Source organism: Bradyrhizobium sp. Arg816 (assembly GCF_029989365.1).
GTDB lineage: Bacteria > Pseudomonadota > Alphaproteobacteria > Rhizobiales > Xanthobacteraceae > Bradyrhizobium.
In genome coordinates, this window is sequence record NZ_JAPRAQ010000001.1 from 894848 (window position 1) to 911004 (window position 16157).

Annotated in this window: 18 protein-coding genes; 6 read left to right on the forward strand and 12 right to left on the reverse strand. The window is 64.9% G+C overall.

Annotated features, from left to right (window positions below):
- Window positions 1-260 precede the first annotated feature (260 nt).
- From OWC48_RS04095 to OWC48_RS04110, 4 genes are all read left to right on the forward strand, one after another.
- Window positions 261-1103, forward strand: coding sequence for a S24 family peptidase (locus OWC48_RS04095; protein ID WP_282518795.1), 843 nt, complete (start codon window positions 261-263; stop codon window positions 1101-1103).
- Between the two features lie 93 nt (window positions 1104-1196).
- Entirely contained in the window at window positions 1197-1670 is a 474-nt protein-coding gene (locus tag OWC48_RS04100; RefSeq protein ID WP_282518796.1) for a phospholipase, read from the forward strand.
- A gap of 205 nt (window positions 1671-1875) precedes the next feature.
- Complete coding sequence (locus OWC48_RS04105) at window positions 1876-2070, forward strand: hypothetical protein (protein ID WP_282518797.1); 195 nt, start codon at window positions 1876-1878, stop codon at window positions 2068-2070.
- A gap of 110 nt (window positions 2071-2180) precedes the next feature.
- Complete coding sequence (locus OWC48_RS04110) at window positions 2181-2408, forward strand: helix-turn-helix domain-containing protein (RefSeq protein ID WP_282518798.1); 228 nt, start codon at window positions 2181-2183, stop codon at window positions 2406-2408.
- Window positions 2409-2443: 35 nt separating this feature from the next.
- Here OWC48_RS04110 and OWC48_RS04115 read toward each other — a convergent pair whose 3' ends face one another.
- The 12 genes from OWC48_RS04115 to OWC48_RS04170 all read right to left on the reverse strand — a co-directional run bounded on the left by OWC48_RS04115 (window position 2444) and on the right by OWC48_RS04170 (window position 14508).
- Entirely contained in the window at window positions 2444-2782 is a 339-nt protein-coding gene (locus tag OWC48_RS04115; RefSeq protein WP_282518799.1) for a helix-turn-helix domain-containing protein, read from the reverse strand.
- A 144-nt stretch (window positions 2783-2926) separates the two neighbouring features.
- The gene (locus OWC48_RS04120; protein WP_282518800.1) at window positions 2927-3607 is read right to left on the reverse strand and encodes a response regulator transcription factor; all 681 of its coding nucleotides are present in this window, start codon (window positions 3605-3607) and stop codon (window positions 2927-2929) included.
- 286 nt (window positions 3608-3893) lie between these two features.
- Window positions 3894-5477, reverse strand: coding sequence for a Do family serine endopeptidase (locus tag OWC48_RS04125; RefSeq protein WP_282518801.1), 1584 nt, complete (start codon window positions 5475-5477; stop codon window positions 3894-3896).
- 314 nt (window positions 5478-5791) lie between these two features.
- Entirely contained in the window at window positions 5792-6274 is a 483-nt protein-coding gene (locus OWC48_RS04130; RefSeq protein ID WP_282518802.1) for a cytochrome c-type biogenesis protein, read from the reverse strand.
- Window positions 6275-6278: 4 nt separating this feature from the next.
- Complete coding sequence (locus OWC48_RS04135; protein WP_282518803.1) at window positions 6279-8258, reverse strand: heme lyase CcmF/NrfE family subunit; 1980 nt, start codon at window positions 8256-8258, stop codon at window positions 6279-6281.
- Window positions 8255-8764: a cytochrome c maturation protein CcmE gene (ccmE, locus tag OWC48_RS04140; RefSeq protein WP_063984547.1), complete on the reverse strand. Its 510-nt coding sequence runs from the start codon at window positions 8762-8764 to the stop codon at window positions 8255-8257. Before ccmE ends, OWC48_RS04135 begins: the two co-directional genes overlap by 4 nt.
- 37 nt (window positions 8765-8801) lie before the next feature.
- A complete protein-coding gene (gene ccmI, locus OWC48_RS04145; RefSeq protein WP_282518804.1) occupies window positions 8802-9911 on the reverse strand; it encodes a c-type cytochrome biogenesis protein CcmI in 1110 nt (369 codons plus the stop codon).
- A 131-nt stretch (window positions 9912-10042) separates the two neighbouring features.
- The gene (locus tag OWC48_RS04150; RefSeq protein ID WP_282518966.1) at window positions 10043-10312 is read right to left on the reverse strand and encodes a hypothetical protein; all 270 of its coding nucleotides are present in this window, start codon (window positions 10310-10312) and stop codon (window positions 10043-10045) included.
- Between the two features lie 99 nt (window positions 10313-10411).
- Window positions 10412-11815 carry a hypothetical protein gene (locus OWC48_RS04155; RefSeq protein WP_282518805.1) on the reverse strand — a complete coding sequence of 468 codons (1404 nt, stop codon included), beginning with the start codon at window positions 11813-11815 and terminating at the stop codon, window positions 10412-10414.
- Window positions 11816-11976: 161 nt separating this feature from the next.
- The gene (locus tag OWC48_RS04160; protein ID WP_282518806.1) at window positions 11977-13353 is read right to left on the reverse strand and encodes a sensor histidine kinase; all 1377 of its coding nucleotides are present in this window, start codon (window positions 13351-13353) and stop codon (window positions 11977-11979) included.
- Between the two features lie 92 nt (window positions 13354-13445).
- Window positions 13446-14120, reverse strand: a complete 675-nt coding sequence (locus OWC48_RS04165) for a response regulator transcription factor (RefSeq protein WP_282518807.1) — start codon at window positions 14118-14120, stop codon at window positions 13446-13448.
- 232 nt (window positions 14121-14352) lie between these two features.
- The gene (locus OWC48_RS04170; RefSeq protein WP_254117740.1) at window positions 14353-14508 is read right to left on the reverse strand and encodes a hypothetical protein; all 156 of its coding nucleotides are present in this window, start codon (window positions 14506-14508) and stop codon (window positions 14353-14355) included.
- Between the two features lie 235 nt (window positions 14509-14743).
- On the opposite strand from OWC48_RS04170, the gene OWC48_RS04175 reads away from it, so the two are divergent.
- Both OWC48_RS04175 and OWC48_RS04180 read left to right on the forward strand, forming a co-directional pair.
- On the forward strand, window positions 14744-15730 hold the full coding sequence (locus tag OWC48_RS04175; RefSeq protein WP_282518808.1) for a Ku protein: 987 nt from the start codon (window positions 14744-14746) through the stop codon (window positions 15728-15730).
- A 60-nt stretch (window positions 15731-15790) separates the two neighbouring features.
- Complete coding sequence (locus OWC48_RS04180; RefSeq protein ID WP_282518809.1) at window positions 15791-16027, forward strand: hypothetical protein; 237 nt, start codon at window positions 15791-15793, stop codon at window positions 16025-16027.
- Window positions 16028-16157: the final 130 nt, after the last annotated feature.

A 16157-nucleotide genomic window follows, 5' to 3' on the forward strand; every position in this document is an offset into this window, starting at 1 on the left:
AAATGCAGTGTCAGCGCGTGTTTTCCACACGTGTCCACAGGGCGCGCCGAGCCCGATGTGTGACCTTCCACAGAGAAGAAAATTGGCCGTTTCAGAGCGGCCCGCGCTCGACCTCCAGTCTGGAAACCGGCATCCGTTCATGGCTCAACCTCTTCCGGTCGGGCCACATCCTCAGGCCACACCGCCGCCGACGGCCAATTGGCGGAGAACCAGGCGATCACCTGGTCGTACTTACGAGCCGTGAACGTCTTGGAGCCGAGATGATCGAAGAAGCGCCAGTCGCCCGCCGCGAGCCGCCCCAGAGTGCCAAACGCAAGTGGCCGCGCGACGCGGAAGGCATCAGCCACGGCCATCAAATTGCGAATCAGCTCCCGCTCCATGATTCGACGGATAGTCGGAAATTTCCGATTCGTCGATATTCATGCGTCGGAAACATCCCATTCGCCTTTGGACAAGGCGCGTCGGATAAATCCGCCATGGAGAAAAACGAACTGCGCCAAAGGATTAAGACGCGGCTTGCCGAGCTTGACCTCAGCCCGATCGAGGCTGCGAAAGCCATTCCGGGCCTTGAGCGGAATTTCATCCGGGATTTTTTGGAAGGTAAGAAGCAATCATTCAGTGCTGGCAAGCAGCCTCTGGTGGCCGCGGCATTGCAATGGACGGTAGCCGACCTAGTGGGGCCGCCCCCTCGGCGCACCAGCCCCGGCGCGCCCAAACTTGCCATGGTCCCCCTCCTCGACCGTGTGACAGCCGGAAGATTGCGAAGCCCGGCAAGCCAAATTCCGATCGATGACGTCCCCCTCCTGGCTTTTGCCGATCTAGGCCGGGGCGAGTTCTTTGCCCTGACTGTCGACGGCGATTCAATGGACCGCTATTCGCCGGAAGGCTCGATCATCGTCGTCAACCGCGCCGAGCGCAGCCTGGTCAACGGCCGCTGTTACGTCTTTTCGATCAAGGGCGAGACGACCTACAAGATGTGGCAGGGCGGCGCCAATCCGCACCTCTCTCCGTTTTCGACCAATCCCCTCAATAAGCCGCTGTTTTTCAAGCCGCGCGACCTCGAGGTGATCGGCCGAGTTAAGCGAACAATTTTGGACCTCTAGAACAAAAGTCGGACATTTCCGACTTTCTTTGTTGACGGTAGGAAATTTCCGACGATATGTTTCCCGTGAAACTGATCACGGGAGATCGCCGCCGTGCAACACCCAACCGACCTCACCGCCGCCGCCTTTGACCAGCAGTTAAAGCTGCACGGCTTTTTCCACATCCGGGCCGAGGGCCGCTTCGCCGACGTCCGCGTCAAGGGCTGCCCACGCACCGAACCTGTGATGCGCGGCAGGCGCCTCAATCGCCAGGCGACGCTCGAGGCGCTGCTAGCGGCTCGAAAAGCGCGAGCCGATGCAGCCGCCGCCGCCGAAGCCGTCCAGATGGAGCGCGAGCGCACCGCCGCGCTGATTGCGCCGCCGGTCATGCCTGCGGCCCGCACTACCCTGGAGGGCGCCCCGGCCATCGCGCAGCTTGCGACCGACCTCATCGACATCACCACGACCAGCGAAGGCGTCGCGCTCGTCGACCTGGTCCGCAAGGGCTGGCGCCGGTCTCAGGTCTTCGAGCACATCGACGCCGCACGAACGTTGGCCTATACGCGCCAGGACGGCGTGCCGGCCTGATGTGCATCTATTTCCCCCATCTCTTATCAGGCTGCGGGTGCCCTGATTGTCGGGCATGCATCGACCGCCAACCGCCTTTGCCGCTGCCCGCCGCGACCTCGCCGCGTGCAGCACGCTGGCGCGATCTGCTCGCTTGCCGGCATTTCGTTGCCGTCGCGATCGAGGCGCCACTCGCCGCAGCGCCCATCATCCGGAGCGCGTGACGATGGGCACACGCGCCAACACCCACACCGAAACCTATTTCCTTCGCCTGCTCGAATTCAGCCCCTTTGAGCGAGCGCCGCGCGGCGGCTGGCGGTTCGGCACGCGACGCATTGCTGACAGCGTCGTCGCCAGGCTGATCGCCAGCGGCCGTGCGGAGGTCCGGGGTGAGCAACTACACGCGACGGAGGCGACATGAGGGCGCATCTCGTCACACGCCATGCGTCTGCGAGCGCAAACTTTCCGTCCCGCCGCCAGCAGCGGTCTCATAATTCAGCCGAAGCCTATCAATAAGGAGATCAAAGATAGATGAACGCTTTTGGACAAAGGGACAAAGTGCCGCTTGCAGAGCGGTTATCCCTCTCTCCCGAGGAAACCAGCGCTCTAACGGGCATCGGTCTTACGTCGGTGCGCGAAGCGATCAGCGATGGCGTGTTGAAGGCCAAGAAGCACGGCCGGCGCGTCCTAGTGCTGCCCGCTGAGATCACGGCCTGGCTTAATAGCTTGCCCGATGCAAAGCATGAGGACGCGGCATAAGACAGGTCTCGGCGAGCGGGCCTAGCGATGCAAATCTAGGAGGTCTGGCGCGCCCGAAGCTCCTCTTCGCATTTCAGCTTTTCCAGCAGCATGTCGGTCACGAGACGTCGCAACTGGGCGTTCTCAAGTTCTAACCGCTTGATTGTCTCCATGGCGCTGGCCTTGCTGAGACTGGATGGCCGGCCGTCGACCTCTCCGCGCCGGACATCGACCAGCACCGACGAACCGGGCATCTTCTTCCAGCGATGGTAGGTCATGATGCTGACACCAAGCGCCTTCGATATCTCGCGCTGGGTCTTTCCCTCGGCTACAAGTTCTTTGGCTTTCGCCAGCTTGGCCGATATCTCCTCCGAGGCATGCCTCTTGCCAACCATGATGGTCCTCTCCGGCCAGAATCTCGCCAGTCCGAAGTAAGCGCGAGCCGTGAACGTTTAATATCTGGCGCACCCTTGCGGGCCGGTAAGAAAACGGTAATCCGCCGGTAGGCATGGAAGCGAAGAGATTGATATTACGTCGCTTTATCTGATCCCATCCCGGATCATGTACCCGGCGCCGCGGATCGTGTGCAGCAGCGGCCGCTCAAAACCCTTGTCGATCTTGGAGCGCAGCCGCGAAATGTGCACGTCGATCACGTTGGTCTGCGGATCGAAATGGTAATCCCAGACGTTCTCCAGCAGCATGGTGCGCGTCACCACCTGGCCGGCATGCTTCATGAGGTATTCGAGCAGGCGGAATTCGCGCGGCTGGAGCGTCAGCTCGTCCTTGCCGCGGGCAACGCGATGAGACAACCGGTCGAGCTCGAGATCGCCGACGCGGTAGAGCGTGTCCTCGGCCGGACCGCCGCGGCGCCGCGACAGCACCTCGACCCGGGCCAGCAGCTCGGCAAAGGAATAGGGCTTCGGCAGATAGTCGTCGCCACCGGCGCGCAGGCCCTTGATGCGGTCGTCGACCTGCCCGAGCGCGGAGAGAATCAGCACCGGCGTCGAGTCGCCTTTGTCGCGCAGCGCGCCGATCAGGGACAGGCCGTCGCGCTTGGGCAGCATGCGATCGACCACCAGCACGTCGTAATCGCCGTTCTCGGCCATGGCGAGGCCTTCCTCGCCGTCGGCGGCGTGGTCGGCAATGTGTCCGACTTCGCGAAACGCCTTCACCAGATAGTCGGCGGATTCGCGGTCGTCTTCGATGATGAGGAGGCGCATCGTGCGTTCGGCGGCGGTCAAGGGGGTCAACCTTCTCTGAACATGGCGCGAGCGGCAATCGCATGCAAGCCAAGCAAACGGGACTTGGGCGAAAACCTGGGTAGGCAAAAAGGCGGGCGGTGAAGCTGGGGGGACCTCACCGCCCTAGGCCTTCCGACGGAGGGGGGCGTAATTCCACCGGAAGGTAGGCTGGGGGAGCGGGCCTTGCGCTGCTCCCCCGAAGGGCGTCGGCGGCGGGGGCGACTGATGCCGGCGACACCCCTCATCTCGTGGACCTCCTGAAGGCTTAGCCCTTGGCGATGGGCACCGCGACGAAGCGCGACTGGCCGCCGCTCTTCACGCGCATCAGGACGCTGTTCTTGTTGTCGGTCCGCGCCGTGTTGATGGCGTCGCGGACTTCGCCGGCGGTGCTCACGCTCTTGCCGCCGACTTCGAGAATGACGTCGCCTTCCTTGAAGCCGCGTTCGGCCGCGGCGCTCTTCGGATCGACTTCGGTGACTACGACACCTTCCTTGCCGGCGCCGGCCACGGAGTCGGCGGGCGCGACGGTCATGCCGAGCTTCGGCACGTCGGTGCCCTTGCTTGCACCCTTGCCGCTATCCTTGTCGGTGTCGGCCTTGGCCTCGACCGTGTTCGGCAGCTGGCCGAGGGTGAGGTTCACGACCTTGTCCTGGCCCTTGTGCAGCACGTTGAGCTTCACGGTCGCGCCGGGCGCCATCCCGCCGATGGTGCGGGCAAGCTCGCGGGCGTCCTTGACGGATTCGCCGTTGACCGAGGTGATCACGTCGCCGGACTCGATGCCGGCCTTCGCCGCCGGACCGTTCGCCTGCGGCTCCGCCACCAGCGCACCTTCAGCCTTCTTCATGCCGAGGCTGTCGGCGATATCGGAGGTGACAGGCTGGATCTGGACGCCGATCCAACCGCGGCTGACCGAGCCCTTGTCCTTGAGCTGGGCCACCACGCTCTTCACGGTGCTCGCGGGAATCGAGAACGCGATACCGACGCTGCCGCCGGAGGGCGAGTAGATCGCAGTATTGACGCCCATCACCTCGCCGTTGGTGTCGAAAGCGGGACCACCGGAATTGCCCTTGTTCACCGGCGCATCGATCTGGATGAAATCGTCATAGGGACCGTTGCCGATGTCGCGGCCGCTGGCCGAGACGATGCCCGCCGTGACGGTGCCGCCGAGGCCAAAGGGATTGCCGACCGCGAGCACCCAGTCACCGATTCGCGGCTTGCTGTCGGCGAGCTTGGCGAACGGGAAGTTCGAGCTGCCCTCGACCTTGATGAGGGCGAGGTCAGTGCGCTGGTCGGTGCCGATGACCTTGGCGGTATAGGTCTTGCCGTCGTCGGTCGTGACCTCGACCTTGTCGGCGCCGTCGACCACGTGGTTGTTGGTCACGGCAAAGCCGTCAGCCGAGATGAAGAAGCCGGAGCCCTGGCCTTGCACGACGCGGCCACGACCACCACCACCCTTCTGGCCCGGAAAACCATCCGGACCACCGAAGCGGCGGAAGAAGCGCTCCATCGGCGAGCCCGGCTGGAACGGCGAGGAGGAATCATCGCCGTCATCGTTGCTCGCGGTCTTCTCCTTGATGTTGACCTTCACCGAGATCACCGACGGCTTCACGCGCTCGACAATGTCGGCGAAACCGATCGGGCGTTCGACCTTCCGGACCTCGTTGTTGACCTGCGCATGCGCGGGGCTGGAGAACAGCTCGCTCGGCGAGGTCGACGGGCTGAAGCCGTGGACGGCAATCCCGAGGCCGGCGACGACCGAGGCCATCAGCGCGATCCTGCGCGCGGAGAAAACCGACCGGCGGGGCTGCCGGTAGGACGGAAGGTTCGTGAGGTCGGGACGGTCGGTCATGCAGGGATCTCCAAGGCCTTGAATTCTTTTGGTGCCAGGTGGCAGCACCTTACGAACCTGAAGATGGGGGCTCCCGCCTTACCGTGCGCTGGCGGCGGGGTTAAACTTTTGTAATGAAGGGTCGCACCGTTGCGGCAGTTTATCGCACGCCGAAAGTCGTGGCCTTACAGGAACTTAATCGAGTTCCCCTGACGAGCGCAGGACACGCCTTCGGCGAGATCAGCTCGCCCTGACGCTGACGATGAATTCGTCGACTTCACGCTTCAGGGTTTCGGCCTGCCGCGACAGGTCGACGGCGGAATCGCGCGCTTCGGCTAAGGCGACTTCGTCTCGTCCGACATCAAGGCGGCGAGCCGCGCCTCTTCATCCGCAGTGAGCGGCGGAGCTGGTAGGTCTGCACCGCTTCGCGCGCGCCGGCGGATTTGCAGCCAGAGCGCCAGGCCGCCGCCGACCAGCAGCAGCGGCGCGAGCAGCCACAACAGCACGGTCTGCCGCTCGAAGCGCGGCTTGAGCAGCACGAACTCGCCATAGCGCGCGACCAGGAAGTCGAGCACCTGCGAATTGCTGTCGCCGGCTGCGATCCGCTCGCGCACCAGCAACCGCAAATCGCGCGCCAGCGGCGCGTCGGAATCGTCGATCGACTGGTTCTGGCAGACCATGCAGCGCAGCTCGCGTGATAGGTCTCGCGCGCGTGCCTCCTTCGCGGGATCCGACATGATCTCGTCGGGCTGCACGGCGTGGGCGGCAGGCAAAGCCAGCAGCATGAGCGCAACGATCGTGACCATCATCCGCCGCATCGGATCACTCCGCCGGCTGAAGGCGCTGCTTGGCCCGCGCCGGCTTCGGTGCGCCGACCCGCAGGCGCCGGTCGGACAGCGACAGCATGCCGCCGAAGGCCATGAGCACCGGTCCCCACCAGATCAGCAGCACCAGCGGCTTGTGATAGATGCGCACCGCAATGGCGCCATCGGCAGTCGCGTCGCCGAGAGAAACGTAGAGCTGGCTCGCGCCGCGCGTCAGCAATGCGGCCTCGGTGGTCGAGGACCCGCGCGTCGTGAAGTTGCGCTTGGACGGCGTCATGACGCTGATCTTCTCGCCGTCGCGGCTGACGTTGAACTCGGCGATCATCTCGCGGAAGTTCGGCCCCTGACGCTGGGACAGGCCGTCGAGCTTGAGATCATAGCCGGCGACGTGTGCCACGTCGTTCTGCTTCATGGTCGCGATATATTCGCTGTTCCAGGTGGTCTCGCAGACGATCCCGATGAGCGCGATGCCGAGGCCCGCATGGGCGAACGCAGCCCCCCAGGCCGAACGCGGCAGGCCGCGGGCCCGGTGCAGCGTCGTTGCGAACGGCAGGCGAAACAAACCGGTCCGTTCGGACAGATCGGTCATGGCACCGCCGATGACGAAGACTCCAAGCCCGATTGCCAATGGCGCCAGCGCGCTGCCACCACGGGTCCAGGCCCAGACAATGGCGATCACAACGAGCGCGGCAACGCCCGCCGCGAGCAGCCGCTGGGTGACGCCGAGCAGATCGCCGCGCTTCCACGCCAGCATCGGCCCCAGCGGCACGGCGAGCAGCAGCAGCGCGAACAGCGGGACGAAGGTGAGATTGTAGAAGGGCGCGCCGACCGACATCTTGAAGTCGAGCGCTTCCATCGCCAGCGGATAGAGCGTGCCGAACAGCACGACCGCGCAGGCCACGCTGAGCAGCAGATTGTTCAACACCAGCGCGCCCTCGCGCGAGATCGGCGCGAACAGGCCGCCTTGCTTCAACGAGGTCGCGCGCCCCGCGAACAGCGAGAGGCTGCCGCCGATGAACAGGCAGAGGATCAGCAGAATGAACACGCCGCGCGTCGGATCGGTGGCGAAGGCGTGCACGGAGGTGATGACGCCCGAACGCACCAGGAAGGTGCCGAGCAGCGACAGCGAGAAGGTCAGGATCGACAGCAGGATGGTCCAGACCTTCAGCGCGTTGCGCTTCTCCATCACCAGCGCCGAGTGCAGCAGCGCCGTGCCGGCGAGCCACGGCATCAGCGAGGCGTTCTCGACCGGATCCCAGAACCACCAGCCGCCCCAGCCGAGCTCGTAATAGGCCCAGTACGAGCCCATCGCGATGCCGAGGGTCAGGAAGATCCAGGCCACCAGCGTCCACGGCCGCACCCAGCGCGCCCAGGCCGCGTCGATCCGGCCCTCCATCAGCGCCGCGATGGCGAAGGAGAACGAGATCGAGAAGCCGACATAACCGAGATAGAGCATCGGCGGGTGCACGGCGAGGCCGATGTCCTGGAGCACCGGATTGAGATCGCGTCCCTCGATCGGCGGATTGGCGATGCGCAGGAACGGATTCGATGTCACCAGGATGAAGAGATAGAACGCGCTGGCGATCCAGGCCTGCACGGCCAGCACATGCGCGCGCAGCGACAGCGGCAGATTGTTACCGAAGGCGGCGACCATTCCGCCGAACGACGCCAGGATCGAGACCCACAGCAGCATCGAGCCTTCATGGTTCCCCCACACGCCGGTGATCTTGTAGATCAGCGGCTTCATCGAATGGGAGTTCTCGTACACGTTGGCGACGGAGAAATCCGAGTTCACGTGAAGCATCACGAGCGCGATGAACGAGGCACCGACGAACAGCAGCTGCGCCAGCGCGGCGGAGCGCGCCACGTTCATCAGCGCGGCATCGCGCAAGCGCGCGCCGATCAGCGGCACGATGGACTGGATCAGCGCCAGGCCGAGGGCCAGCACCAGCGCGTAGTGTCCGGATTCCGCGATCAACGCACTGCTCCCTGCGGGTTGCCCTGCGCGGTCGTCGCCGCGGGCTTGACGCTGTCAGAAGCTTTGGCGCCGTAATCGTCCTTCCAATGCCCCTGCTTCTTCAGGGCATCGGCGACTTCCTTGGGCATGTAGGTCTCGTCGTGCTTGGCGAGCACGGTGTCGGCCTTGAACACGCCATTGGCGTCGAGCGCGCCTTCGGCGACCACGCCCTGCCCTTCACGGAACAGGTCGGGCAGGATGCCCTTGTAGGCGACCGGCAGCTTGGCGCCGCCGTCGGCAACCTCGAAGGTCACGGCGAGATTGTCGCCGCGCTGGAGCGAGCCGGGCTGCACCAGGCCGCCGAGACGAAACCGCTTGCCGGGCTCGACGTGCTTTTCGGCGACCATCGTTGGCGTCGAGAAGAACACGATGGAGTCGCGCAGAGCGTTGAGCACGAGCGCGGCCGCAAGCGCGAGCACTGCGAGGGAGCCGCCGATGATGGTCATACGTCGCTGCTTGCGCGTCATGGCGTATCCGTTCTCCGATCGCCTCGTCCCGACATCGTCATCCGTCGAGCCCGAGAGTCTTGAGGCCTTCGTTGAGCTGGCGCAGCCGCGCGGCATCGTTGGCGACCGCCTGTCGCGCGTCGGTCGATGCGCCCATTGCCTTGTCACGATCGCCCATCACGAGATAGGCGCGCACCAGGCGCAGCCAACCCTCGACATCATCGCCGTTCTGCTTCAGCCGGGTGGCCAGGCGTTCGACCATGCCGCGCACCATCGCGTTGCGATCGCCCTCGTTCATGTCCTTGGAGGCCGCGACCGTCTCGTCCGACAGCGCCGGCATCGTAGCGCCACCGCCGCCGACCCGCGCCAGCGAGGTCTGCACCAGAGGACGCCACGGCGCATCCGCCGGCGCTTTCGCCAGCAGTGCGCGCCAGATGTTGGCGGCGTCGTCCTTGCGGCCATCCTGCTCAGCGGCAAGCCCGAGGAAATAGTTCGCCTTGGGATCGTCCGCGTTCAGGCCATGCGCGCGCTCGAATTCGGTCTTGGCCTCGGCGGTCACCACGCCGCCAGCAGCGGCCGCGATCGCCTCGCCGAGATCGGCCCGGCGCTCCGAACTCTCGCCATTGTAGGTGAGCGAGTTGCGATAGGCGCGCACGGCATCGTCGAAGCGGCCGAGCCGCACCAGCACCGGCGCGAGCACGTTCCAGCCGCGCCCGTCGGTCGGATTCTTTTCCAGATGCTGTTCGACCTGCACGACGAGATTCTCCAGCGCCATGCCGGACCCAGCCCCGCGCTCCCGCTGCGCCAGGGGAAAGTCCTGAAGCCTGGGCGAGCCGAGCGGCATGTAGACGCTGATCGCAATGAGCGGCAGGCCGGCAAGCGCCAGCACGGCGGCCGCGCGGCGCCATTTGAGGCTCGATGTCGGTTCCGATGCAGGCTCGCTCCCGGCCGCGGCAAGCAGCCTGCGGCTGATCTCGACACGTGCGGCCTCGGCTTCAGGTGCGGCGATCAGTCCTGCGGCGAGATCACGCTCGATCTCGGCCAGCTGGTCCTTGTAGACCGCGACCTCGCTCCCCTGATTTTGCGCGCGTCCGCTGCGGCCGAGCGGCAGAAGCACGGCGAAAATCGCCGCGACCGTCATCAGCGCGAACACGAACCATAGCGTCATCTGGCAAGCTTCCGGCAGCGCGCGAACCGCGCCCATAGGTGGCTTTACACCACGGCCGGACGATGCGGCAATTGACAATTGTCAATTCGGCGCGACCGCACACAGTCCCGAAACCATGAAAATCCAACGGCTTAGCCGATCTCGAAGTCCGCGCTTTGAGCGGCGTCCTCGCCGTGCCCGTTGAAGGCCCTCAGGAAGTATGTTCCCGGCTCGATTACTTCAGGCAATCGGATGCGCAACGCCCCGACGGGAACGGGCGATGCGACCCTGGTGACGGTCTCAGGCAGCTGCCGGCCGCTTGCCTTCTCGATCAGCACCACCTTCGCGCCAACCATCAGCCTCTGATATTTGGCAACGATGACGCGGTTTTCAATTTCGATGGAGTTGATAAGGGGTTTCATGCGCCCACAGATAGAAATTCCAAAAATTTGCACGGCGACCGTAGGGCCGGCCACCGGCACCGTCAACCACAAATTGTGGTCACAAAAATATGCGCTTGATCAGCTTGCGCGCGACGATTTGCGCTCGCCCGTGGCCGCGTTCTCCGCGGCGCGGCTCATCAGCGACGCGTAATCATCGCCGAACAGCACCTGGCAGAAGCGGATCGCGGCCTGCACCTGCTGCTGTCGATAGGTGCGGACCTTGTGATCGGCCGCTCGCAGCGACTGCACCAACTGCTCGGTCGAGCGTTCGACATATTGCTGGAGATCGGAATAGGTGCGCAGCGTCACTTCATTGATCGCAAGCTCGCTCGCATAGTTGCGGCAGGTCGCGACGAAATCGATCAGCGCCGCGGTTTCCTCGACCTCGGTGCTGTCGATCCGCGCCCCCGGCGGAATGTCCTTCTCGGCGCGCTGGCGCAGGATGCGGCGGACCCGGCCGGGAACGCTGTCGATCTCCGATTGCAGCGCATTGGAGATGTCGGCCCGGATCGAGGTGAGCTGCTTGCCCCAGACGGAATCGTTGCGCAGATCGAGCTCCGTGCGAAGACCGCGCACGCCGTCATGCAGCGCCTTGAGATTGTCGGCGACGTTCTCGAAATGGCCGCGCTTGATGTCCATGCGCAGGATCGCGGCAACGCACGACAAATCATGCAAAGCGATCGTGACGGCCACGCCGTAGGGAGTCGCCGCGACGCGGATCTCGTCGTCGGACGCGGCAATCTTGATGGCGAGGCGGATGATCTGCCACGGCGCGGTCATCCGCTGCACGACCATCGACAGCGCGAAGGGCAGCATCTGCGGCGTCTGGAGCGCGGGGATGTTGAGCGTGGACGTCACTGACGCGATCTGGGCTTCGCCGAAGGCACGCAGGAAGCGCGGCAGCTTCTCGTTCAGCGTCGCGATGGCCTCCCGGACCTGAAGCACCGCTCCGATCGAATAGAGGTCCTCGATCACGTTGGGCGGGCCGACACGGGCGAGCGCGCGCGACTTGTCGCCGCCGCCGGGACCCGTCAGCCCGAAGATGGCATCCGCGGCCACCGCCTGGAGCCTCGAGGCGAGGGCTTCGACCTGCCCTGCACTGTCTGAAGCCGGCATGCGCGCCAGCGCCGCCTCGAATTCGTTGACCTTGTCGGGGGCGCCATCGCGGCCGAGCCATTGCCAGATTGGATGCAGCGACGAGCGACGGATCTGGCCGACCCTGACAGGGGCGCCGGTCTCGACCAGGAACGGTTCCAGCACCTGGAACAACAGCCGCGACAGATCGTCCGTGCGCGGCGGCGCAGCCTCGTCAACTTCGGTCTTGCGGACGATCTTGCGCAGCTGCTCGAGCACGAGGGTCGCCACAGCCGTGTCCTGGCCGCGCTCGAGCGCGCGCTCGAACTCCCGCATCAGCAGCGCCTGCGACTGCGGCGGGAGCTGCGCGAGGTATTCCCTCAGCCGCTCGATCGATGTCTGGCTCATGCGCCCGGGTGATGCACGATAAAATGGCAGACGTGGGATGCGTCCTGCGCGATCATAGATGGGGCCCACTTAAGAAGCCGTTTAGGAAGTCGCTGCGAAATAGCTCCGGTTTCGGCCGGATCGGTGCCAAACCAGTCAAATAGTCGTGGCGGAACAAAGGATTAAATTCCGGGGAGGATCAGCTCCGCCCGCAGGCCACCGGTCGGTGCGCCGCCGAGCGAGAGGCTGCCGCCATAGAGCGCGGCGAGGTCGGTCACGATGGACAGGCCGAGCCCCGAGCCGGGCTTGGACTCGTCGAGCCGCTGGCCGCGCCGGGAGACCTGGGCGCGCTCGGCCTCGGACAGGCCGCGGCCGTCGTCATCGACGATGATCCGCAGGCGCGGGCCGGCGCCCGCCTGGTGCGGCGCTTCCACCAGAACCTCGATGAAGACCTGCGAGGCCGCCCATTTGCAGGCATTGTCGACGAGGTTGCCGACCATCTCCTCCAGATCTTGCCGCTCGCCGCGAAATTTTGCGGACGGATCGGCCTTGGCCTCGACCAGGATGCCGCGATCGCGATGGATCTTCTCCATGGTCCGCCGCAGCGCCTCGATCACGGGCGCGACCTCCGTCACGGTCGCCACCACCGAGACGCGTGCCGCGATGCGCGCGCGCTCCAGATGATGGGCGAGCTGGTCGCGCATCACGTCCGCCTGCTCCATCACCTTGGCTGCGAACGGCTCGGTGGCGTGCGTGCCGGCCTCGTTCACGATCACCGAGAGCGGCGTCTTGATCGCATGGGCGAGGTTGCCGACATGGGTGCGCGCGCGCTCGACGATCTCGCGATTGGCATCGATCAGCGCGTTGGTCTCGCGCGCCAATGGCGCGATCTCGACCGGGAATTCACCTTCGAGCCGCTCCGCCCGGCCGGAGCGGATGTCGGCGATGGACTCGGAGATGCGCTTGAGCGGCGCGAGACCGAAGCGGACCTGGAACACCGTGGTCAGCAGCAGCACGATGCCGAGCGCGGTGAAGGTGCCGCCGAGGTAGTAGTCGAAGCTGCGCGTCTCGTCGAAAATCTCGGTGTCGTCGCCGGCGACGCTGACCAGATATTTGCCGTCCGCGCCGAGATCGACCGGCCGCTCCACCATGCGGAGATTCTGCCCCTCGGGCCCATCGACATAGGCGAGACGAATGCCGGCAGCGGTGAGCTCGGTGCCCTGCTCTTCCAGCTTCGGCAGCTTCTTGTCCCAGAGCGAGCGCGACGAGCGCACCTCCGGCTTCTCGGTATCGGTCCGCGTGATCTGCCAGTACCAGCCCGATAGCGGCAGCTCGAACAGGGGCTCGCCGAGTGACTGGAACTGACGATCCGGCGGCTCGTCGGGGGTCGCGACCTCGGCGATGAGGGTGCGCAGATAGAGATTGAGCCGGCGGTCGAAGGCGCGCTCGGTGGCGCTCTTGTAGACCGACGACAGGACCACGCCGGTGATGGCCAGGATCACCACGAGCCACGCCGTCGCCGACAGGAACAGGCGGTTGGCAAGCGAGCTAGCGGGCATCGGAAGGATCCCGGCAGGCGCGGGGGGGCGGGGCGTCGGACGTCATGGCCGGACCAAGGCCCCTGTTCGGCCGGCCGTCAAGTCCTGACGCCTCAACCGCCGGGAGCAGGCGGCGGGGTCAGGAGATAGCCAAGACCGCGGACGGTCTGGATGATGTCGACGTCGAGCTTCTTGCGGATGCGGCCGACGAAGACCTCGATGGTGTTGGAGTCGCGGTCGAAGTCCTGGTCGTAGAGGTGTTCGACCAGCTCGGTGCGCGACACGACGCGCCCCGAATGGTGCATCAGGTAGGCCAGAAGCCGATATTCGTGCGAGGTCATCTTGACGGGATTGCCGGAGACGCTGACCCGCCCGGTCCGGGTGTCGAGCGTGACGGGGCCGCAACTCAATTCGCTCTGGGCGTGGCCGGTGGAGCGGCGCAGCAGCGCGCGGATGCGCGCCAGCACCTCCTCCAGATGGAACGGCTTCGGCACGTAATCGTCGGCGCCGGCATCGAACCCCTGGACCTTGTCGCTCCAGCGGTCGCGCGCGGTGAGGATCAGGACCGGCATGGTGCGGCCGTTGCGGCGCCAGGCTTCCAGCACCGAGATGCCGTCCTTCTTCGGCAGGCCGATGTCGAGCACAACGGCATCGTAGGGCTCGTTGTCGCCGAGATAGTGCCCCTCCTCTCCGTCGAAGGCGCGGTCGACGACATAGCCGGCGTCCGTCAGCGCCTTGGTGAGCTGGCGATTGAGATCAGGGTCGTCCTCAACAACAAGCAGGCGCACGCTTCTCTCCAGAAATAGGCCGCATGAACACCGCTACAGATGAGCAATTCCGGCGTGAACTGAATATGAACGCGGGGAACCAACCGGGTTACTTTTTGGTCATATAGAGCTTCTCATGGGCCGACGCGACTGCGCCCGCCAGGGCCACCGGACGAGCCGGCGGGCGTGGCGGGCGCAATGTGCCGCGTTACGCGGCGAGTCGGAAGGTCCGAACCGTCCCGTCGACCGGCCGTCAGGTCCGGAAGAACACGAACCAGATGACGGCAAGGATCAGGATCGCGAGCCCGGTCGAGATTGCAAGCAGGGCCGCCACTGACGGCCCTGGCTCGCCCTGACGCGCCTCGGTGGCGGTTTCGACGATCTGATCGTGCTCTCGCGTGGCTGCCATAGTGCCCTCAATCTCTGGATGTCGGCTGCGGTGGTCGCAACCTCCTCGCAGCCTGATGTCCCGAGCCAACGCGTGATTGGATATGATGTTCCGGTTTTTGCCGCTGTATCGGGCTGCAACCGCGCGCCGGGCGGCCGGTTAACGCAGTTGCAAGATTCCGCAATCCGCCTTGCTATGATTCGTTGTTCCCCGATGGTATCCTCGTCCTCTGTCCCCGTTGCGTTTGGAGTAGCCCATGGCCCCCCGCGCCAATTGGAAGGGTTTTTTGCGTCTGTCGCTCGTGACCTGCCCGGTCGCGCTGTATCCGGCCACTTCGGATACCGAGAAGGTCTCGTTCAACCAGATCAACCGCAAGACCGGCCACCGGATCAAGTACCTCAAGGTCGACGCCGAGACCGGCGACGAGGTGACCTCCGAGGACATCGTCAAGGGCTACAAGGTCGACACCGACACCTATATCGAGGTGACCAAGGACGAGCTCGACGACATCGCGCTGGACTCCACGCATACGATCGAGATCGACGAGTTTGTGCCGAAGACCGATATCGACAGCCGCTATTTGATCCGCCCCTATTATCTCGTGCCTGACGGCAAGGTCGGCCACGACGCTTTCGCGGTGATCCGCGAGACCATCCGCAGCATGGACAAGGTCGCGATCGGCCGGGTCGTGCTGACCAACCGCGAGCACATCATCGCGCTGGAGCCGCTCGAGAGCGGCCTGATGGGCACGCTGCTGCGCTATCCCTACGAGGTCCGCAGCGAGAAGGAATATTTCGACGACATCCAGGACGTGAAGCTGACCAGGGACATGCTCGACCTTGCCAAGCACATCGTCGAGAAGAAGTCCGGCGCGTTCGAGCCCGAGCTGTTCGAGGACCATTACGAGACGGCGCTGATCGACCTCATCAACAAGAAGCGCAGCGGTGCACCCATCGCAGCGAAGGCCGCGCCGAAGACCGGCGGCAATGTCATCAACCTGATGGACGCGCTGAAGAAGAGCATCGCCAGCGAAAAGGACATGGCGCCCGCGGCCAAGGCCACAAAAGAGGCCGTCAGGGAGACCGTCAAGGGCAAGAAGCCGAAGAAGCGCGTCGAGGGCCAGCGCGAGATGCTGCTGCCGATCGCCGGCAAGGGCGGCAAGACAGCAACAGCCAAGGAAGCGCCCCCCAAGAAGGCCGACAAGCCAGTGCGCGCGCCGGCGCGGGCGAAGAAGGCCGGTTAGACGCAATCCGCGTCTGCAATCGCGCCGTGATGTCTCCCCTCGCCGATCGGCCGGCCTGACATGCCCTGGTCGACCGCGTTCGACGATCCCGTTCGCGCAAGTCACAAGCGCAAGCTGCTGACGCTGCAAGACGCGGCGGACTACATCATGCAGCTGCCTGATGACGCGCAACACGAGGCGCACTGGCAGACCGCCATCGAGACCTTGATCAACGCAGCCGAGACGGGCGGCGGCTGGGTGATGTTCGCCCGCATCGCGATGTTGCGGGCGCTGAATGCGGACGGCCGCGGCCGATGAGCGCCTTGGTTCTCATCCTTGGTTGTCGTCCCTGGCTATCCGTGCCGACCGTGACGAACAGGCTCAATAAACCGTTAATCGGCGCCCTCGTGTCCAGCACGACAGGGTATTCCTACGGGCGACAAAATTA